Annotated in this window: 16 protein-coding genes; 11 read left to right on the forward strand and 5 right to left on the reverse strand. The window is 72.2% G+C overall.

The window, feature by feature from the left end:
* Positions 1–271: LysR family transcriptional regulator (locus tag CCN42_RS06825; RefSeq protein ID WP_143661865.1), on the reverse strand; the 271-nt coding region annotated here is incomplete at its 3' end.
* Between the two features lie 221 nt (positions 272–492).
* On the opposite strand from CCN42_RS06825, the gene CCN42_RS06830 reads away from it, so the two are divergent.
* The gene (locus CCN42_RS06830) at positions 493–1,560 is read left to right on the forward strand and encodes a bile acid:sodium symporter family protein (protein WP_386580166.1); all 1,068 of its coding nucleotides are present in this window, start codon (positions 493–495) and stop codon (positions 1,558–1,560) included.
* Here the strand turns inward: CCN42_RS06830 and CCN42_RS06835 are convergent.
* Positions 1,499–1,909, reverse strand: coding sequence for a hypothetical protein (locus CCN42_RS06835; RefSeq protein ID WP_086733757.1), 411 nt, complete (start codon positions 1,907–1,909; stop codon positions 1,499–1,501). The two genes, CCN42_RS06830 and CCN42_RS06835, sit on opposite strands and share 62 nt — an antisense overlap.
* 122 nt (positions 1,910–2,031) lie before the next feature.
* Positions 2,032–2,949 (reverse strand): quinone oxidoreductase family protein, encoded by a 918-nt coding sequence (locus CCN42_RS06840; protein ID WP_086733759.1) that lies wholly within the window; start codon positions 2,947–2,949, stop codon positions 2,032–2,034.
* A 102-nt stretch (positions 2,950–3,051) separates the two neighbouring features.
* Here CCN42_RS06840 and CCN42_RS06845 point away from each other — a divergent pair, with 102 nt between their 5' ends.
* On the forward strand, positions 3,052–3,489 hold the full coding sequence (locus tag CCN42_RS06845; protein ID WP_086733760.1) for a MarR family winged helix-turn-helix transcriptional regulator: 438 nt from the start codon (positions 3,052–3,054) through the stop codon (positions 3,487–3,489).
* A 33-nt stretch (positions 3,490–3,522) separates the two neighbouring features.
* Here the strand turns inward: CCN42_RS06845 and fdhD are convergent, their stop codons facing one another.
* On the reverse strand, positions 3,523–4,371 hold the full coding sequence (gene fdhD / locus CCN42_RS06850; RefSeq protein ID WP_086733762.1) for a formate dehydrogenase accessory sulfurtransferase FdhD: 849 nt from the start codon (positions 4,369–4,371) through the stop codon (positions 3,523–3,525).
* Positions 4,372–4,728: 357 nt separating this feature from the next.
* Between fdhD and CCN42_RS06855 the strand changes: the two genes are divergently transcribed.
* Positions 4,729–5,676 carry a beta-ketoacyl-ACP synthase III gene (locus tag CCN42_RS06855; protein ID WP_086733764.1) on the forward strand — a complete coding sequence of 316 codons (948 nt, stop codon included), beginning with the start codon at positions 4,729–4,731 and terminating at the stop codon, positions 5,674–5,676.
* Between the two features lie 549 nt (positions 5,677–6,225).
* On the opposite strand, the gene CCN42_RS06865 is transcribed toward CCN42_RS06855, so the two are convergent.
* Positions 6,226–7,053 (reverse strand): NAD(P)H-binding protein, encoded by an 828-nt coding sequence (locus CCN42_RS06865; RefSeq protein WP_086733766.1) that lies wholly within the window; start codon positions 7,051–7,053, stop codon positions 6,226–6,228.
* Positions 7,054–7,333: 280 nt separating this feature from the next.
* Between CCN42_RS06865 and CCN42_RS06870 the strand changes: the two genes are divergently transcribed.
* From CCN42_RS06870 to CCN42_RS06905, 8 genes are all read left to right on the forward strand, one after another.
* A complete protein-coding gene (locus tag CCN42_RS06870; protein WP_086733768.1) occupies positions 7,334–8,515 on the forward strand; it encodes an ROK family transcriptional regulator in 1,182 nt (393 codons plus the stop codon).
* A 237-nt stretch (positions 8,516–8,752) separates the two neighbouring features.
* Positions 8,753–10,273: a sugar ABC transporter ATP-binding protein gene (locus CCN42_RS06875; RefSeq protein ID WP_086733770.1), complete on the forward strand. Its 1,521-nt coding sequence runs from the start codon at positions 8,753–8,755 to the stop codon at positions 10,271–10,273.
* Entirely contained in the window at positions 10,270–11,289 is a 1,020-nt protein-coding gene (locus CCN42_RS06880) for an ABC transporter permease (protein WP_086733772.1), read from the forward strand. The genes CCN42_RS06875 and CCN42_RS06880 overlap by 4 nt, the downstream gene beginning before the upstream one ends.
* A gap of 17 nt (positions 11,290–11,306) precedes the next feature.
* Complete coding sequence (locus CCN42_RS06885) at positions 11,307–12,350, forward strand: substrate-binding domain-containing protein (protein ID WP_086733774.1); 1,044 nt, start codon at positions 11,307–11,309, stop codon at positions 12,348–12,350.
* 170 nt (positions 12,351–12,520) lie between these two features.
* On the forward strand, positions 12,521–13,669 hold the full coding sequence (locus CCN42_RS06890; RefSeq protein WP_211294648.1) for a Gfo/Idh/MocA family protein: 1,149 nt from the start codon (positions 12,521–12,523) through the stop codon (positions 13,667–13,669).
* Between the two features lie 15 nt (positions 13,670–13,684).
* A complete protein-coding gene (locus tag CCN42_RS06895) occupies positions 13,685–14,683 on the forward strand; it encodes a sugar phosphate isomerase/epimerase family protein (protein ID WP_086733777.1) in 999 nt (332 codons plus the stop codon).
* 263 nt (positions 14,684–14,946) lie between these two features.
* Positions 14,947–18,678, forward strand: a complete 3,732-nt coding sequence (locus CCN42_RS06900; RefSeq protein ID WP_086733778.1) for a ThuA domain-containing protein — start codon at positions 14,947–14,949, stop codon at positions 18,676–18,678.
* Positions 18,679–18,778: 100 nt separating this feature from the next.
* The coding region (locus CCN42_RS06905) for an inositol-3-phosphate synthase (protein ID WP_211294647.1) at positions 18,779–19,513 on the forward strand (735 nt) is incomplete at its 3' end.

Genomic DNA, 19,513 nt, shown 5'->3' on the forward strand with positions numbered 1-19,513 from the left:
GGCCGCGCAACCGGGTTCCCGTGAAGAACGCGGTCGCCTGCTCGTGCACCTCCAGGATCCGCCGGGCGAAGCCGAGCATCGCCTCGCCGTCCTCGGTCAGCTCCACCGAGTGCGTGTCCCGGGCGAACAGCGTCCGCCCGGCCGCGTCCTCCAGGCGCCGCACGTGCTGGCTGACCGTCGACTGGCGCAACCCGAGCCGTCGCGCGGCCTGCGTGAAACTCAGCGTCTGCGCCACCGCGAGGAACGTGCGCAGGTGGGACGGGTCGTACATGCGACGAGGATAGCCCGCGCTCATCGTGATCCGTGATGACAGTCAGAGTGGTATGCCGGATTCCCGATCGGCGGGCGGGGAAGCACGATGGGGGAAGACCTCTGGCCCCCGTGCCTCAGTGGTGTGACTCTGTCCGCCTCTGTCTGCCCCAGTCCGCCCCTGTCCGCCTCTGTCCGAGAACCGTGTGGAGCACCGTGAAACGCCTGCGACGGCCGAGCCGGCTGCCGATCGACCCGTACATCCTGCTGCTGCTCGGGACGGTCGGCCTCGCCGCGCTGCTCCCCGCCCGCGGCACGGCCGCCGACGTCGCCTCCGGCGCCTCCACCGTCGCCATCGCGTTCCTCTTCTTCCTCTACGGCGCCCGGCTCTCCACCCGCGAGGCGCTCGACGGACTGAAGCACTGGCGGCTCCACCTCACCGTCCTGGCCTGCACCTTCCTCGTCTTCCCGCTGCTCGGCCTGGCCGCCCGCGGCCTGGTGCCGGTGGTGCTCACCCACTCCCTGTGGCAGGGGCTGCTCTTCCTCACTCTCGTCCCGTCGACCATCCAGTCCTCCATCGCCTTCACCTCCATCGCGCGCGGCAACGTCCCCGCCGCGATCTGCGCCGGCTCCTTCTCCTCCCTCGCGGGCATCGTCGTCACCCCGCTGCTCGCCGCGTCCCTGCTCGGCGGCAGCGCCGGAGGCTTCTCCGCCGACTCGCTGCTGAAGATCGTGCTCCAGCTGCTCGTGCCGTTCCTCGCCGGGCAGGTGCTGCGGCGCTGGATCGGCGGGTTCGTCACCCGCCACAAGAAGGTCCTCGGCTACGTCGACCGCGGGTCGATCCTCCTCGTCGTCTACACCGCCTTCAGCGAGGGCATGGTCCAGGGCGTCTGGCACCGGGTGAGCCCCGCCCGGCTCGCCGGGCTGCTCGCCGTGGAGGCCGTGCTGCTCGCCGTGATGCTCGCGCTGACGTGGTACGGCGCCAAGGCGCTCGGCTTCGGCCGCGCGGACCGGATCACCGTCCAGTTCGCCGGCTCGAAGAAGTCCCTCGCCGCCGGGCTGCCCATGGCGAGCGTGCTCTTCGGCGCCCACGCGTCGCTCGCGGTGCTGCCGCTGATGCTCTTCCACCAGATGCAGCTCATGGTGTGCGCGGTGATCGCCAGACGCCGCTCCCACGACCCGGTGGACGAGCACGGCACCGGAGGCGGGGACGGCGGTGGGGACGGCCCCGTGGACGGGTCCGGGCGGGTCAGCGGCCCGGCCGGAGCCGGAGGTTCACGAGCCGGGGCCGATACACCGCGCCCCCGCTGAGCTGAGCAGAGGCGTCCGTCGTCCGCAGCCAGTCGACGTCGTGGCCGAGGACCAGCCGCCGCCCCCGCCGGGTTCCGGATGCGCCTGCGGGTCGTACGCGGTGACCCGCCCGGCGGCAGCGGAGGGCGAGGACACGGGCGGGACCGTGCCACGGCCCGGTGAGGGAACAGGCCCGGTACGGCACCACCGTGGCCGCCGTGCCCGCCGCCACGGCGAACAGCACGTACGTGCCGCCCTGCCGCACCACCGAGAACGCGCTGCCCAACCCGGTGCGCCGCTCGTTCGTCCCCGAGCACCGCGCCGGCCGCGAGCCGGCCGCCACCCGGAACCCGTCCGTGAGGACCGGCATCCGGACATCCGCGACCAACGCAGGAACCCCCGGACGGCCGAGGCCGTCACCGACACCCGCGAGCCGCGAGCCGCGAGCCGCGCACCGTCACCGAGTCGGGCGCACGCGCTCCTGGCGCCCCGTCAGGGCCGCAGGACGACCTTGCCGCGATTGCGGCGCGCCTCGATCACCTCGTGCGCCCGCCTCGCCTCCGCCAGCGTGAACTCGGCGTGCACGGCGGGCCGCAGTGCGCCTTCGCCGAAGAGCCGCCACAGTTCCCGGCGCCACCGTTCGTACGTCTCCGGTTCCTCCCGGGCGATCCGGGCCATCTGGAACCCAGTCACCGTTCTGGCGCCGACGAGCAGGTCGTACGCCCGGACGGTGCCGCCTCCGGAGCCGTACGTCACCAGCCGGCCGCCCGGGGCCAGCGCGGCGACGGCCGGGCCGAGCAGCTCGCCGCCGACCCCGTCGAGGACGTGGTCGACGGGCTCGCCCCAGTCGCCGTCGCCGTACACCACCACGTCGTCGGCGCCGATGGAGCGGACGAAGTCCGCCTTGCCCGGGTCGGAGACGGCGCCCACGACCCGGGCCGCGCCGCGCAGCCGCGCGAGCCGCACGGCGAGCTGGCCCACGCCGCTCGCCGCGGCCGTCACCAGTGTCGACTCGCCAGCCGCGGGGCGCGCGGCCGTCAGCGCGCCGTACGCGACCAGCCCGCTGCGCACCAGTGCGACCGCGTCGACCGCGGAGGCGTCCGGGGGGACGGGGGAGGCCATCGTCTCCATGAGCGGCGCGTAGTCGGCGTAGCCGTGGCCGAAGCAGAGGCCGGTCACCCGGTCGCCGACCCGGAAGCGGGTGACGCCGTCGCCGACGGCCACCACCTCCCCGGCGATCTCACCGCCCAGGGGCGTGGGCTCCGTGGCCTCGGTGACCCTGCGGACCACGGGCAGGGTGACGCCGATGGCCGCGCAGCGCACCAGCAGTTCGCCGGGGGCCGGGGCCGGGAGGGGGACCTCCTCCAGGAACAGGGGGCCGCCGGGGGAGTCGTAGCGGACGCGACGCATCGCACCTCCAAGGTCGTTGGTTGCCCCAACGGTATGGGTTGGTCGTTGGAGGTGCCAATGAATTCCGGCGGGACGCCCCATGAATGTCGCTAGGCTGCGGCCATGGAAGAGGCCCCGCTCCTTGCGATCCGTTCGCTGCCCAGCTGGCTGCTCGGCCGCGCCGCCGCCCGCGGCCGGGCGCTGGTCGCCGAGGCGCTGGCCGAGGAGGGGCTGCGGATGTGGCACCACGTGGTGCTCTCCGCCGTCCGCGACCTCGCCCCCGTCGCCCAGGCCGACCTCGGTCGCGGTGTCGGGCTCGACCCCAAGGACGTCGTCGGCATCCTCAACGACCTCCAGTCCGCCGGCCTCGTCCTCCGCGAGCCTGACCCCCGCGACCGGCGCAAGAACGCCGTGCGCATCACCGACGAGGGCGCGCGGCTGCTGGCGCGCTGCGAGAAGGCGGCCCGCACGGCCAACGACACGCTCCTCGAGCCGCTGACGGCCGCGGAACGCGAGCGCTTCCTGGGGATGCTGCGGCGGATCTCCGGCACGGGCGGGTGAGACCGGGGCCCGTCGCCGGGCCGCGGCGGGCGGTCAGCCCCGGGCGGCCGGGGCCCGCAGGGCGAGCCGGTGTTCGCCCGCGTACACGTTCATGGAGCTGCCCCGCAGGAAGCCCACCAGCGTCAGGCCCGTCTCCGCGGCGAGGTCGACGGCGAGCGAGGACGGCGCGGAGACCGCGGCCAGTACCGGGATGCCCGCCATCACGGCCTTCTGCGCCAGCTCGAAGGAGGCCCGGCCCGAGACCAGCAGGATCGCCCGGGACAGCGGCAGGCCGTCGTTGCGCAGGGCGCGGCCGACCAGTTTGTCGACCGCGTTGTGCCGGCCCACGTCCTCCCGTACGTCCAGCAGCTCGCCGGTCTCGTCGAACAGGGCGGCGGCGTGCAGGCCGCCGGTGCGGTCGAAGATGCGCTGGGCCGCCCGCAGCCGGTCGGGGAGGTCCGCCAGCAGATCGGGGTCGACGCGCAGCGGTGGTTCGTCGGCGATCGGCCAGCGGGCCGTCGTGCGGACCGCGTCCAGGCTGGCCTTGCCGCACAGCCCGCAGGAGGAGGTCGTGTAGACGTTGCGCTCCAGTGTGATGTCGGGGATCGCCACGCCGGGGGCCGTCCTCACGTCGACGACGTTGTAGGTGTTCGTCCCGTCGGCGGTCGCCCCCGCACAGTAGACGATGTTCTGCAGATCGTGTGCGGTCGCCAGTACACCCTCGCTGACCAGGAAGCCGGCGGCCAGCGCGAAGTCGTCGCCCGGCGTCCGCATGGTGATCGCCAGCGGCTTGCCGTTCAGCCGGATCTCCAGGGGCTCCTCGGCGACGAGCGTGTCCGGACGGGACGAGACCGCCCCGTCGCGGATGCGGATCACCTTGCGTCGTTCCGTGACTCGTCCCATGTCCCGATCAGTCCCGTCGGTGCCGGTTCCGTACGTGCTGGTGGCCGAAACGACCCTTGGTGCGGAGGTTGCCGTCGGCCACCGGGCTGTCGTGCGGCCAGGTGACCTTCACGCCTCTCATTGTCCTGCACGTGCGGGGTGGGGCCGCCGCCCGGTCCGTGGCACGCGGGGACCGCGGACCGTACGAACCCGTACAAAAGGTCACACGGCTGTACGCCGGGTGATCGCCCGGACGACCGACGGTCTGACGGAAGCCGACAATCCGGGCGACTGTTTCCTGTGGCATCAGCTGCCGCGCTACCCGCGAGTCACTGATCAGACTGGTGAACCCCGCTACCGAGCACGAGGGGGAACACCATGAACGGCTCGCGCATCGCCGCCATCGGCCACTACCAGCCCGCCAGGGTCCTCACCAACGAGGACCTGACGCGCCTGGTCGACACCAGCGACGAGTGGATCCGCAGCCGGGTCGGCATCCGGACGCGGCACATCGCCGGACCCGACGAGCCCGTGGACGAACTGGCCGCGCACGCCGCCGCCAAGGCGCTCGCGGCGGCCGGCCTCGCCCCCGCCGACATCGACCTGGTGCTCGTCGCCACCTCGACGGCCGTCGACCGCTCCCCGAACATGGCCGCCCGGGTCGCCGCCCGGCTCGGTGTTCCCCGGCCCGCCGCCATGGACGTCAACGTGGTGTGCGCCGGCTTCACCCACGCCCTGGCGACCGCCGACCACACCGTGCGCGCCGGGGCGGCGACCCGCGCCCTGGTGATCGGCGCGGACAAGATGTCCGACGTCACCGACTGGACCGACCGCACCACCTGCGTGCTCGTCGGCGACGGGGCGGGGGCCGCCGTCGTGGAGGCCTGCGCACCCGGCACGGAGCCCGGCATCGGGCCGGTGCTGTGGGGATCGGTGCCCGAGATGGGGCACGCCGTGCGCATCGAGGGCACGCCCGCGCGGTTCGCGCAGGAGGGACAGAGCGTCTACCGCTGGGCGACGACCCAGCTGCCCCCGCTGGCCCGCGCGGCCTGCGAGCGCGCCGGGCTCGCCCCCGAGGACCTGGCCGCGGTCGTGCTGCACCAGGCCAACCTGCGCATCATCGAACCCCTCGCCCAACGGCTGGGCGCCGTCAACGCCGTGGTCGCCCGCGATGTCACCGCATCGGGCAACACGTCGGCCGCCAGCATCCCGCTCGCGTTCTCCAAGCTGGTGGAGCAGGGCGCGGTGGCGAGCGGGGATCCGGTGCTGCTGTTCGGTTTCGGCGGCAACCTGTCGTACGCCGGTCAGGTCGTGCGGTGTCCGTGACGCCGCCCGCGGGCCGGCGCACTTCGGGGAGGGAGCGACGGGGGGTGTGACAGGGCCGGCTCCCCGATCCACCGGCGGATCCACCCGAGGCGATCCACCCGAGGCGATCCACCCGAGGCGATCCACCCGAGGCGACCCGAGGTGATCCACCCGTGGTGATCCACCGCCGATCACCCACCAGGGCCCTGCCGAGGAGGAGGACCGACGATGGTGCCGACAGGGCTGCCGCAGGGAGCGGTACTCAGGCCACAACGGCCGGGCCCGCTGCGCGAACGGGTCCACGAGGCACTGCTCGAACTCGTCATCACCCGGACCTTCCAGCCCGGCCGGCACCTGGTGGTACCGCCCGCCGGTCGCCCGGCCGCGCGGCGGGCAGTCCTGATCGAAGCACCGGACCTGGCCGCCGCGATCGTGGAGCGCGACGACGAGGGGACCGCCCGGCTGGCACGGGAGCACGTGGAGCACACCGCATGGCGTACCACGCGCGCACCCGTCAGCAGCCCTGACCCCCGGTTGCGGCAGGGCACTCCGCTCGGCGGGGCACCGCGCTCAGAACTCGGCCGCGTGCGTCCGCGCCCACTGCTCGAAGGTGCGCGGCGGCCGGCCGGTGACCTCCCGCACCGTCGGCAGCACCACGGACTCGTCCAGGGTCCCGTCGACGAAGAAGCTGAAGAACGCGTCCACGTACGGCTTGGGCATCTGAGCCTCCATCTCGGCGCGCGCCTCCGCGTGGCCGAGTGCGACCGGGAGCAGGTCCCGGCCCAGCGCCTTCCCGAGGATGCGCACCCGGTCGGCCGGCAACAGCGCCTCCGGGCCGGTGAGTTCGAGGGCGTGTCCCGTGTACTCGTCGGAGAGCAGGGCGCGCAGGGCGCACCGGGCGATGTCGGAGGGGTCGATGTCGGTGGTGTACGCGTCCGGGAACGGCACCCGGACGGTGTCGCCCGCGCGGATCTGGTCCGCCAGCCGCAGCGCGTTCGACATGAAGCTCGTCGGCCGCAGGAACGTCCAGGCCAGACCCGAGGCGCGGACCGCCTCCTCGGCGTCGATCAGGTAGGCGGAGACGGCGTTGCTCGTGTCGCCGGTCCCGGCCGACCGGGCGGACAGCAGCACCACCCGCTCGACGCCCGCCGCCCGTGCGTCCGCGAGGATGCCCCGCTGTCCCTCGTATCCGGGCATCAGGAACATCGCGCGTACGCCGTCGAGGGCGTCGCGCACCGTCCCGGGCCGGTTCAGATCGCCCGCCACGGCCTGGACTCCGGCCGGTAAGCCGTCCGTCCGGCCGGAGCGGCTCAGTGCCCGCACCGGCTCGCCGGCCTCCGCCAGTGCCCGGACCAATTCGGAGCCGACGTTCCCCGTGGCACCCGTCACCAAGATCACGAAAGTGTCCTCTCCCGGCGCCCGGGCCGCGCTTCGGCCCGGGATCGTGCCCTCATCCTCGGGGGCTCCTCCCGGCGACACCAGCATCTCGCCGGATCGCACCCGTATGTCGCGCAGTCGGAGCCACGGAGGGGGCGACTCCGGTCCTTTGTCCTGTGAGTGGAAAAAGTCGTGAGCAATTCGTGCGCGACTTCTTCCCACCTCCGGCAGCCACTGCTACGTTCCCCTCGAAAGCCCGACAGCGATGGCCGGAACGAGGCGGGAGGGGCACGTGAGACGCATGACCGCGCGACCCGCCAACGCCCACCAGGCCAGACTGCTGAAGCTGTTGCGCGACGGCGGGCCCAACTCCCGGGCGCAGCTGGGCGACCAGGTCGACCTCTCGCGGTCCAAACTGGCCGTGGAGGTGGACCGGCTGCTGGAGACGGGCCTGGTCGTGGCCGACGGACTCGCCGCCTCGCGCGGCGGCCGGCGCTCCCACAACATCCGGCTCGCCCCCGAACTGCGGTTCCTCGGCGTCGACATCGGCGCCACCTCCATCGACGTCGCCGTCACCAACGCCGAACTCGAGATCCTGGGGCACATCACCCAGCCCATGGAGGTACGCGAGGGACCCGTCGCGGTCTTCGAGCAAGTCCTCGCCATGGCCGCCAAGCTGAAGGCCTCGGGGCTCGCCGAGGGCTTCGACGGGGCGGGCATCGGTGTCCCCGGCCCGGTCCGCTTCCCCGAGGGCGTCCCCGTGGCACCCCCGATCATGCCGGGCTGGGACGGCTTCCCCGTCCGGGAGGCGCTCAGCCAGGAACTCGGCTGCCCGGTCATGGTCGACAACGACGTGAACCTGATGGCCATGGGGGAGCAGCACGCGGGCGTCGCCCGCTCCGTCGCCGACTTCCTCTGCGTCAAGATCGGCACCGGCATCGGCTGCGGGATCGTGGTCGGCGGGGGAGTTCACCGCGGTACGACGGGCAGCGCCGGCGACATCGGCCACATCCAGGCCGTACCCGACGGCCGCCCGTGCGCCTGCGGCAACCGGGGCTGCCTGGAGGCCCACTTCAGCGGCGCCGCCCTCGCCCGGGACGCGCTGGAGGCCGCCCAGCAGGGGCAGTCCGTCGAACTCGCCTCCCGGCTGGAGGTGAACGGCACGCTCACCGCCGTCGACGTCGCCGCCGCTGCCGCCGCGGGCGACGCCGTCTGCCTCGATCTGATCCGCGAGGGCGGCACCCGTACCGGCCAGGTCATCGCCGGCCTGGTCAGCTTCTTCAACCCCGGCCTGGTGGTGATCGGCGGCGGGGTGACCGGCCTCGGCCACACCCTGCTCGCCGCGATCCGCACCCAGGTCTACCGCCAGTCGCTCCCGCTCGCGACCGGCAACCTGCCCATCGTGCTGGGTGAGCTGGGCCCCACCGCCGGAGTCATCGGCGCGGCCCGGCTCATCAGCGACCACCTGTTCTCACCCGCGTAGGCGCCACCCGAACGGCACGTCAGCACGGCTTCCGCGCACGGCACCCGTGTACGCGGCTCAGTACGCAACTCGGTACGCAACTCGGTACGTCCCCGCGCAAGCACGCCAGCACGTGACCACGTAACCCGACACCGCATCCCAGCACCGCCGCACCCCTGCTCCGCCCTGCCGGAAAACGCTTGCCGGCAGGCCGAACCGCCCTGTCACCGGCCCGCACGACCGCCGAGGGGAACCCACATGGCACCAGAACCACCGCTGCTCAGCATGTCCGGGATCACCAAGTCGTTCCCCGGAGTCCGCGCCCTGGACGGCGTCGACCTCGACGTCGTGGCCGGTGAGGTGCACTGCCTGCTCGGCCAGAACGGGGCCGGCAAGTCCACCCTCATCAAGGTCCTCGCCGGCGCCCACCAGCCCGACGGCGGCACCATCCGCTGGCGCGGCGAGCCGGTCACCCTGCGCTCCCCGATCGCCGCCATGCGCCTCGGCATCGCCACCATCTACCAGGAACTCGACCTGGTGGAACACCTGTCCGTCGCGGAGAACGTCCACCTCGGCCATGAGCCCACGGCCGCCGGCTTCGTCGTACGGCGAGGGGCGGCGCGGGCCTCGACGGCCCGGCTCCTCGAGCGGCTCGGACACCCGGAGATCGACCCGGCCCGGCTGGTGGGGGAGTTGTCGGCGGCGCAGCAGCAGATCGTGTCCATGGCCCGGGCGCTCTCCCACGACGTTCGGCTGATCGTGATGGACGAGCCGTCGGCCGCGCTGGACCCGGACGAGGTCGACAACCTGTTCCGGATCGTCGGCGATCTGACCGCCGGCGGCGTGGCGGTCGTCTACATCTCGCACCGGCTGGAGGAGATCCGCCGGATCGGCGACCGGGTCACCGTGCTGAAGGACGGACGGGCGGTGGCGGGCGGACTGCCCGCGAAGTCGACGCCCACCCGGGACGTGGTGGCGCTGATGACCGGGCGGAACGTGGAGTACGTCTTCCCGGAGCGGCCGGCCGGACCCGCGGCCCCGGTGCGGCCCGTGCTGGAGGTGCGGGGGCTGGCACGGGAGGGGGAGTTCGCGCCGCTGGACCTGACGGTGCACGCGGGGGAGATCGTGGGCCTGGCCGGGCTGGTCGGGTCGGGGAGATCCGAAATACTGGAGACCGTCTACGGTGCGCGGAAGCCCACCGCCGGCCAGGTGATCGTGGACGGCCGACCGCTGAAGGCGGGCAGTGTGCGGGCGGCCGTCGCCGCCGGCCTCGGTCTCGCCCCCGAGGAGCGCAAGGCGCAGGCCCTGCTGATGCTGGAGTCCGTCACCCGCAACGTCTCCGTCTCCTCCCTGTCCCGCTTCTCCCGGGCCGGCTGGATCGACCGCCGCGCCGAACTGGGCGCGGCCCGGGCGGCGACCCGCGAGCTGTCGCTGCGGCCCGACAACCCCGCCGTGCCGGTGCGCACCCTCTCCGGCGGCAACCAGCAGAAGGCCGTCCTGGCGCGCTGGCTGCTGCGCGGCTGCAAGGTGCTGCTGCTCGACGAACCCACCCGCGGCGTCGACGTCGGCGCCCGCGCCGAACTGTACGCGGTCGTCCGCCGACTGGCGGACGAAGGTCTCGCCGTCCTCCTCGTCTCCAGCGAGGTCCCCGAGGTGCTGGGCCTCGCCGACCGTGTCCTGGTGCTGCGTGAGGGCCGGGTCGTCCACACCGCGCCCGCCGCCGATCTCGACGAACACCGCGTACTCGACCTCGTGATGGAAGGAAGCCCGGCGTCATGACGCAGCCCGTCTCCCCGCCGCGCGGCGCCACCGACAAGGCGCCGCCGGCCGGCCCCCGCCCCGCCTGGAGCACCCTGGTGTTCCGCGCCGATGTGCGCACGCTGTCCCTGCTGGGCGTGCTGGCCGCCCTGGTCGCCATCGGCGGCATCACCAAGCCGGACGAGTTCCTGGACACCCGCAACCTCCAACTGGTGCTCACCCAGGCCTCGGTGATCGGTGTGGTCACCGTCGGCATGACCTTCGTGATCACCTCCGGCGGCATCGACCTGTCGGTCGGCGCGATCGTCGCCCTGGCCTCGGTGTGGGCGACCACGGTCGCCACGCAGGAGTACGGGTTCGGCGGGATCCTGTTCACCGCCGTCCTCGTCGGTGTCGGCTGCGGACTGGTCAACGGACTGCTGATCGCCTACGGCGGCATGGTCCCGTTCATCGCGACGCTCGCCATGCTGGCCTCCGCGCGGGGACTCGCGCTGCAGATCACCGACGGCAAGACGCAGATCGTCACCGTCGACGGGATCCTGGACCTCGGCGAACGCGACGCGTACGTCTTCGGCGTACCGCCGCTCGTCCTCGTCTTCGCCGCCGTCACGGTCATCGGCTGGCTGGTGCTGAACCGCACCACCTTCGGCCGCCGCACGGTCGCCGTCGGCGGCAACGCGGAGGCCGCCCGGCTCGCCGGCATCGACGTCCGCCGCCAGCGCCTCTACCTCTATCTGCTGTCCGGGCTGTGCTGCGGCATCGCCGCCTTCCTGCTGATCATCCTCTCCGGCTCGGGGCAGAACACCAACGGCAACCTCTACGAACTCGACGCCATCGCCGCCGCGATCATCGGCGGCACCCTCCTCAGCGGCGGCCGGGGCACCATCACCGGCTCCGTGCTCGGCGTCCTGATCTTCACCACGATCACCAACATCTTCGCCCTGAACAACCTGCAGAGCGACGTCCAGCAGATCGCCAAGGGCGCGATCATCGTCGCCGCCGTGCTGGTCCAGCGCCGTACCGCAAGCACGACCTGAGGAAAGGGTTCACCACCATGTCGCACCTCCCCAGTCGCAGAGGACTGCTCTTCGGGACCGCCGCCGTCTCCGCAGGTGCCCTCCTCGCGGGTTGCACGAGTAACGAGAAGAGCGACGACGAGCAGCCCGCCGCGAACGACCAGCCCGCCGCCGACGACAAGCCGGGCAGACAGGTCACCATCGGCTTCGCCGGCCCGCAGGCCGACCACGGATGGCTCAACGCGATCAACGAGAACGCCAAGAGCCGCGCCGAGAAGTACCAGGACGTCACCCTGGAGATCACCGAGGGCTCCAACGACACGGCCCAGCAGATCGGCCAGATCGAGACACTGATCAACAAGAAGGTCGACGTACTGGTCGTGCTGCCCGCCGACGGCAAGGCCCTCACCCAGGTCGGCCTGAAGGCGATGCGCGCGGGCATCCCCGTGGTCAATCTCGACCGCATCTTCAACACCCCGCAGGCGTACCGCTGCTGGATCGGCGGCGACAACTACGGCATGGGCCTCAACGCCGGCCACTACATCGGCGAGAAGCTGAAGGACAAGCCGAACGCCCGGGTCATCGAACTCGCCGGCCTGGACAACCTGGAACTGACCAAACAGCGCACCCAGGGCTTCGACGACGCCCTGAAGAACTACCCCAACATCAGGAAGGTGGCCCGTCAGGCCGCCGAGTTCACCGTCGAGTCCGGGCAGGCCAAGATGGCCCAGCTGCTGCAGGCACAGTCCGAGTTCGACGCCCTGTGGAACCACGACGACGACCAGGGCGTGGGCGCGCTGCGCGCCATCGAGCAGGCCGGACGCGACGACTTCCTGATGGTCGGCGGCGCCGGCGCGCTCTCCGCCTTCCAGGCCATCAAGCAGGACGACGGCGTGCTGAAGGCCACCGTCCTCTACCCGCCCACCATGGCGGCGTCCGCGATCGACCTGGCCCGCGCACTCGGCCAGGGCAAGGGCGTCGGCGGCCTCGCCGAGTTCGAGATCCCGGCGTCCCTCACCCTCTATTCCGCCGTGGTCGACAAGACGAACGTCGACCAGTACATGCCCACCGGTTTCGAATGAGCCGTCCGCACCCCCCGCCGCGCACGGCCCGGGCCGCCCAGGCGGCCCACCAGACGAGGAGGACATCTGTGGAAGAGCCGGAGCAGTCAGCAGCCCCGGAGCGGCTCGCGGTACCGGAGGCCGCCGCCGTACCGGAGCCCGGCACCGACAAGCCCCCGCTGCGCATCGGCATGGTCGGCTACGCCTTCATGGGCGCCGCCCACTCCCAGGGCTGGCGCACCGCGGGCCGCGTCTTCGACCTGCCCCGGCGCCCGGTCCTGGCCGCGATCTGCGGACGGGACGCGGACGCGGTGCGCGCGGCGGCCGACCGGCACGGCTGGGCCGCCGCCGAGACCGACTGGCGGGCGCTGATCGCCCGGGACGACGTCGACCTCGTCGACATCTGCACCCCCGGCGACAGCCACGCCGAGATCGCGCTCGCCGCGCTCGCCGCCGGCAAGCACGTCCTGTGCGAGAAGCCCCTCGCGAACACCGTCGAGGAGGCCGAGGTGATGGCGCGGGCCGCCGACGCCGCCTACGAGCGCGGCCGGCTGGCGATGGTGGGCTTCAACTACCGCCGCGTACCCGCCACCGCGCTGGCCCGCCGGATGGTCGCCGAGGGCCGCCTCGGAACCCTGCGGCACGTGCGGGTGTCCTACCTCCAGGACTGGCTGGTCGATCCGGCCTTCCCGCTGACCTGGCGGCTGCGCAAGGAGCTGGCCGGCTCGGGCTCGCTCGGCGACCTGGGCGCGCACATCGTCGACCTCGCCCAGTACCTGGCGGGGGAGCCGCTGGCCGGGGTCTCCGCGCTCACCGAGACCTTCGTACGGCGGCGCCCGCTGCCCGGCGGCCCCGCCTCGGGTCTCGCCGCGGTATCGGCGGACGGCACCGGAACCGTCACCGTCGACGACGCCGCCCTGTTCACCGGCCGGTTCGCCTCCGGCGCCCTCGCCTCCTTCGAGGCCACCCGGTACGCCACCGGCCGCAAGAACGCCCTGCGCCTGGAACTCAACGGCGAACACGGCTCGCTCGCCTTCGACCTGGAGCGGCTGAACGAACTCTGGTACCACGACGCCACCGAGCCCCGCGCGCACGCCGGCTTCCGCCGCATCCTCGTCACCGAACCCGAGCACCCCTACCTGGACGCCTGGTGGCCGCCGGGTCATGGCCTCGGCTACGAGCACACCTTCGTGCACCAGGCCCGCGACCTGGTGCACGCGGTCGCCGAGGGCCGTCGCCCCGAGCCGTCCTTCGCCGACGGGCTCCAGGTGCAGCGGGTGCTCGCCGCGGTGGAGGAGAGCGCCGAGAAGAACTCCGTCTACACGCCGATCGCCGCCTGAGGAGGAGACAGCCGTATGCCGCGCAGATTCACGCTCTTCACCGGTCAGTGGGCCGACCTGCCGCTGGAGGAGGTCTGCCGCCTCGCCCGCGACTTCGGTTACGACGGTCTCGAGCTCGCCTGCTGGGGCGACCACTTCGAGGTCGACAAGGCGCTCGCCGACCCGTCGTACGTCGCCTCCCGGCACCAGCTGCTCGACAAGTACGGTCTGAAGTGCTGGGCCGTCTCCAACCACCTCGTGGGCCAGGCGGTCTGCGACGCCATCATCGACGAACGACACCAGGCGATCCTGCCGCCAGGGGTGTGGGGCGACGGCGACCCGGAGGGAGTGCGGCAGCGGGCGGCGGCCCGCATGAAGGACACCGCCCGCGCCGCGGCGGCCCTCGGCGTCGACACCGTCATCGGGTTCACGGGCTCGGCGATCTGGCACCTGGTCGCCATGTTCCCGCCCGCGCCCGAGGCGATGATCCGGCGCGGCTACGAGGACTTCGCCGAGCGCTGGAACCCGATCCTCGACGTGTTCGACGCGGAGGGCGTGCGGTTCGCGCACGAGGTCCACCCCAGCGAGATCGCCTACGACTACTGGACGACCGTGCACACGCTGGACGCGGTCGACCGCCGGCCGGCCTTCGGTCTCAACTTCGACCCCTCCCACTTCGTCTGGCAGGACCTCGACCCGGTCGGCTTCCTCTGGGACTTCCGCGACCGGATCTACCACGTCGACTGCAAGGAGGCCCGCAAGCGCCTCGACGGACGCAACGGCCGCCTCGGTTCCCACCTGCCCTGGGGCGACCCCCGTCGCGGCTGGGACTTCGTCTCCGCCGGGCACGGTGACGTCCCCTGGGAGGACGTCTTCCGGATGCTGCGCTCGATCGACTACCAGGGCCCGGTCTCGGTCGAGTGGGAGGACGCCGGCATGGACCGGCTCCAGGGCGCCCCGGAGGCGCTGACCCGCCTCAGGGCGTACGACTTCGAACCGCCCAGCGCGTCCTTCGACGCCGCGTTCAACAGCTGACCCGAACGCCCCGGCGGCAGGTCGGGGACGGGGGCCGGTGCAACTGCCGGTCCCCCCTCCGACCTGCCCGGATTCCGCTTTGTCCTGTGCTGGGAGAAAGTTCAACCGACCCTGACGCAAGGGGTGTTCGCCCCGGACGGATCGGTTACCGTCCTTGAAGTGTCCAGGACATGCACACCTCCGGGGTGACGGCGCACCCCGGCGCCCGCACCGCACGTCTTCGCACCCATCCCGTACGGCCCACCCGTTCCCGGAGGGACTTCGTGCACAGAACCGGACTCAGAAGCACCCGCACTCCCCGGCGGCCCAGGCTTCGCACCACCCTCGCCCTGTTCACCGGCCTGCTCCTGGCCGTGGGCACCCCGGCCACCGTCGCCGGCGCCCACCCCGGCCACCCGGAGCACGATGGACCGGCCGCCGCCGAGGGGCAGTTCCAGCAGGTACCGCTCGCCAAGGGCGAACCCGAGATGGGCGAGCCCATGTCGCTCGCCGTGCTCCCGGACCGCAGCGTCCTGCACACCTCGCGCGACGGCACCCTGCGCCTCACCGACCAGGGCGGTGTCACCAGGATCGCCGGCAGGCTCGACGTCTACAGCCACGACGAGGAGGGCCTGCAGGGCGTCGGCATCGACCCGGACTTCGAGAACAACCGGGCGATCTACCTCTACTACGCCCCGCCGCTCGACACCCCGGCCGGGGACGCCCCGGAAACCGGCACCGCCGAGGACTTCGCGAGGTTCGACGGCGTCAACCGCCTGTCCCGCTTCGTGCTGAACCCCAACGGCACGCTGAACCTGGCCAGCGAGAAGAAGGTCATCGACGTCAAGGCCTCCCGCGGCACCTGCTGCCACGTCGGCGGCGACATCGACTTCGACGCGGAGGGCAACCTCTACCTGTCGACCGGCGACGACACCAACCCCTTCGCCTCCGACGGCTACACGCCGATCGACGACCGGCCGAACCGCAACCCGGCCTTCGACGCCCGCCGCAGCTCCGCCAACACCAACGACCTGCGCGGCAAGATCCTCCGCATCAAGGTCGCCGAGGACGGCTCGTACACCGTCCCGGAGGGCAACCTCTTCGCCCCGGGCACGGAGAAGACACGTCCCGAGATCTACGCGATGGGCTTCCGCAACCCGTTCCGGATGAGCGTCGACGACAAGACCGGCATCGTGTACGTCGGCGACTACGGCCCCGACGCGGGCGCCGCCGACCCGGACCGGGGCCCGGCGGGACAGGTCGAGTTCGCCAAGGTGACCGGGCCGGGCAACTTCGGCTGGCCGTTCTGCACGGGTGACAACGACGCCTACGTCGACTACGACTTCGCCTCCGGGCAGTCCGGCGAGAAGTTCGACTGCGCCGCCCCGAAGAACACCTCCCCGCACAACACGGGCCTGGTCGACCTGCCGCCCGCGCAGGCCGCCTGGATCCCGTACGACGGCGGCTCCGTGCCCGAGTTCGGCACCGGCTCCGAGTCCCCGATGGCGGGCCCGGTCTACCGCTACGACCCCGAGCTCGACTCCAGCGTGAAGTTCCCCGAGGCGTACGACGGGGACTTCTTCGCCGGTGAGTTCGGCCGGCGCTGGATCAAGCGGATCGAGCAGACCGAAGACGGACCCGGCGGCACCGTCGCGAAGATCAACGACTTCCCGTGGACCGGCACCCAGATCATGGACATGGAGTTCGGCCCCGACGGCGCGCTCTACGTCCTCGACTACGGCATCTCCTGGTTCCAGGGCGACCAGCACTCCGCCCTGTACCGGATCGAGAACGCCGAGGACGGCTTCTCGCCGATCGCCGAGGTGAGCGCCGACAAGACGTCGGGAGCTGCCGGACTGAAGGTCACCTTCACCGGCTCCGCCGAGGACGCCGACTCCACCGACCTCACCTACACCTGGGACTTCGGCGACGGCACCAAGGGCGAGGGCCTCAACCCCACCCACCGGTACAGGAAGGCAGGCACCTACAGCGCCACCTTCACCGCCGAGGACCCCGAGGGCAACACCGGCAACGCCAGCGTCCGGATCGTGGTGGGGAACACCGAGCCAAAGGTGCGCATCGACGTCCCGGGCAACGGAAGCCTGGCCGCCTTCGGCCAGCCCGTCCCGTTCAAGGTGACCGTCACCGACCCCGAGGAGACGATCGACTGCTCCAGGGTCAAGGTCGCCTACAGCCTCGGCCACGACTCCCACGCCCACGAGCTGACCAGCGAGACGGGTTGCGAGGGCACCTTGAAGCCGCCGCCCGGTGACGGCGGCCACGATCCCAACGCCAACATCTACGGCGTCGTCGGCGCCAGCTACACCGACGGCGGGGCGAACGGCCAGGAGGAGCTGACCGGCACCGCACGCGCCGTCCTGCAGCCGCTGCACCGGCAGGGCGAGCACTTCACCACCCAGTCCGGCGTGTCGGTCATCGACAAGACCGGCGCCCACGGCGGCAGGACCGTCGGTGACATCGACGACGGCGACTGGATCTCCTTCACCCCCTACCGGTTCGACGGGCAGAGGAAGATGACCGTGCGGGCCTCCTCCGGCGGCGCGGGCGGCTTCGTCGAGCTGCGCACCGGCTCGCCCGAGGGCCCGCTGCACGGCTCGGCGTACATCCCGCCGACCGGCAGCTGGGAGACGTTCCAGGACGTCGACGTTCCGCTGCGGGCGCTGCCGAAGCGGACCACGGACATCTACCTGGTCTTCAAGGGCGGCGAGGGCGCGCTGTTCGACGTGGACGACTTCGAGTTCTCCAAGGAGCCGTTCAAGGGCGGCAAGAGGGTCCTCGTCTTCTCCAGGACCGCCGGCTTCCGCCACGACTCCATCCCGGCCGGCATCACCGCCCTGAAGGAGCTCGGCGCCCCGGCCGGCATCACGGTCGACGCGACCGAGGAAGCCCGGCAGTTCACCACCACCAACCTCGCCAAGTACGACGCGGTGGCCTTCCTGTCCACCACCGGTGACGTGCTCGACGCCGAGCAGCAGAAGGCGTTCGAGGACTACGTGGCGGGCGGTGGAGGCTACCTGGGCATCCACGCCGCGGCCGACACCGAGTACGACTGGGAGTTCTACGGCGGCCTCGTCGGCGCCCACTTCCACTCGCACCCGGCCGTCCAGCAGGCCACCGTACGCGTCGAGGACCACGACCACCCCTCCACCGCGCACCTGGACGACACCTGGGAGCGCACCGACGAGTGGTACAACTACCGCACCAACCCGCGCGAGCGGGCCAAGGTCCTCGCCACCCTCGACGAGACCACCTACCAGGGCGGCACCATGAAGGGCGACCACCCGATCGCCTGGTGCCAGAGCTACGGCGGCGGCCGCTCGTTCTACACCGGCGGCGGCCACACCAAGGAGTCCTACGCCGAGGAGGCCTTCCGCGCCCATCTGCTCGGCGGCCTCCAGTACGCCACCGGGCAGGTCAAGGCCGACTGCAGGCCGGACAAGGGCTACCGCAAGATCTTCAACGGCCAGACCCTGGACGGCTGGAAGCAGGCCGGCCCCGGCAGGTTCGACGTCAAGGACGGCACCCTCGAGTCCGAGGGCGGCATGGGTCTGCTCTGGTACCAGGCCAAGGAGCTGACGTCGTACTCCCTCAAGCTCGACTGGAAGATGCGGGGTGACGACAACTCCGGGATCTTCGTGGGCTTCCCGGCCTCCGACGACCCCTGGTCCGCGGTGAACAAGGGCTACGAGATCCAGATCGACGCCACGGACGCGCCCGACCGCACCACGGGCTCCGTCTACTCGTTCAAGTCGGCGAACATCAAGGCCCGTGACCAGGTCCTGCGACCGCCCGGCCAGTGGAACTCCTACGAGATCAAGGTCCAGGGCGAACGCCTCCAGGTGTTCCTCAACGGAGTCAAGATCAACGACTTCACCAACAAGGACCCGCAGCGGAGCCTGACCGACGGTCACATCGGCCTGCAGAACCACGGCGCCGACGACCAGGTCTCCTTCCGCAACATCCAGCTCAAGGAACTGCCCGTCCAGGGCGACTGAACGGCGGCGGGCGGGGGACGCCGGACCCCCGCCCGCCGTCCTCCGGCCACATCCACGGGGACGTCGTCCGGCCATCACTTCGGGGACAAGGAGGCTGCCCATGTCCGCGTCCGTTTCCCAGCCGCGCGTCGGCGTCTGGCTGATCGGGGCCCGCGGCTCCGTCGCCACCACCGTCGTGGCGGGCTGTGCCGCCGTCACGGCGGGTCTGCACCCACCGACGGGCATGGTCACCGAGACCCCACCCTTCGAGGACTGCGGCCTGCCGCCGCTGTCGTCGCTCGTCTTCGGCGGCCACGACGTCGTGGACTGCCCGCTGCCCAAGCGCGCCGAGGCCCTCGCCGCGGGCGGTGTCCTGCCCCCCGGCCTGCCGGCCGCCGTCGCCGCCGAACTGGCCGCCGCGGACCGCGAGATCCGGCCGGGCGGCCCGGTCCCGGGTCCCGCCGGCGAGGCCCCCGGCGCCGAGGAACTGATCACCGCCTTCGCCTCCGACCTGCAGAACTTCGTACGGCGGTGCGGGCTCGCGCGGGCCGTCGTGGTGAACGTGGCTTCCACGGAACCGGCCCCGGCCGGAGGGGAGCTGCCGGCCAGTTCCCTCTACGCGGCGGCCGCCCTGCGCGCCGGCTGCCCCTACGTCGACTTCACCCCCTCCACGGGCCTGCACCACCCGGCGCTGGCTCCGGAGAGGGCCGCCTCGGGGCTGCCGTACGCGGGCCGCGACGGCAAGACCGGACAGACGCTGCTGCGGTCCGTACTGGGCCCGATGTTCGCCCAGCGGGCGCTCGCCGTGCGGGCCTGGTCCGGCACCAACCTGCTGGGCGGCGGAGACGGCGCCGCC

It is taken from the genome of Streptomyces glaucescens, from assembly GCF_002154375.1.
In the GTDB taxonomy this organism is placed as follows: Bacteria; Actinomycetota; Actinomycetes; order Streptomycetales; family Streptomycetaceae; genus Streptomyces; species Streptomyces glaucescens.

Coding starts and splice junctions, on each gene's coding strand:
- CCN42_RS06895 (WP_086733777.1), top strand. CDS start 13,685: ATGCCGCGCAGATTCACGCTCTTCACCGGTCAGTGGGCCGACCTGCCG.
- CCN42_RS06840 (WP_086733759.1), bottom strand. CDS start 2,949: ATGCGTCGCGTCCGCTACGACTCCCCCGGCGGCCCCCTGTTCCTGGAG.
- CCN42_RS06890 (WP_211294648.1), top strand. CDS start 12,521: ATGGTCGGCTACGCCTTCATGGGCGCCGCCCACTCCCAGGGCTGGCGC.
- CCN42_RS06885 (WP_086733774.1), top strand. CDS start 11,307: ATGTCGCACCTCCCCAGTCGCAGAGGACTGCTCTTCGGGACCGCCGCC.
- CCN42_RS06835 (WP_086733757.1), bottom strand. CDS start 1,909: ATGCCGGTCCTCACGGACGGGTTCCGGGTGGCGGCCGGCTCGCGGCCG.
- CCN42_RS06875 (WP_086733770.1), top strand. CDS start 8,753: ATGGCACCAGAACCACCGCTGCTCAGCATGTCCGGGATCACCAAGTCG.
- fdhD (WP_086733762.1), bottom strand. CDS start 4,371: ATGGGACGAGTCACGGAACGACGCAAGGTGATCCGCATCCGCGACGGG.
- CCN42_RS06880 (WP_086733772.1), top strand. CDS start 10,270: ATGACGCAGCCCGTCTCCCCGCCGCGCGGCGCCACCGACAAGGCGCCG.
- CCN42_RS06870 (WP_086733768.1), top strand. CDS start 7,334: ATGACCGCGCGACCCGCCAACGCCCACCAGGCCAGACTGCTGAAGCTG.
- CCN42_RS06845 (WP_086733760.1), top strand. CDS start 3,052: ATGGAAGAGGCCCCGCTCCTTGCGATCCGTTCGCTGCCCAGCTGGCTG.
- CCN42_RS06855 (WP_086733764.1), top strand. CDS start 4,729: ATGAACGGCTCGCGCATCGCCGCCATCGGCCACTACCAGCCCGCCAGG.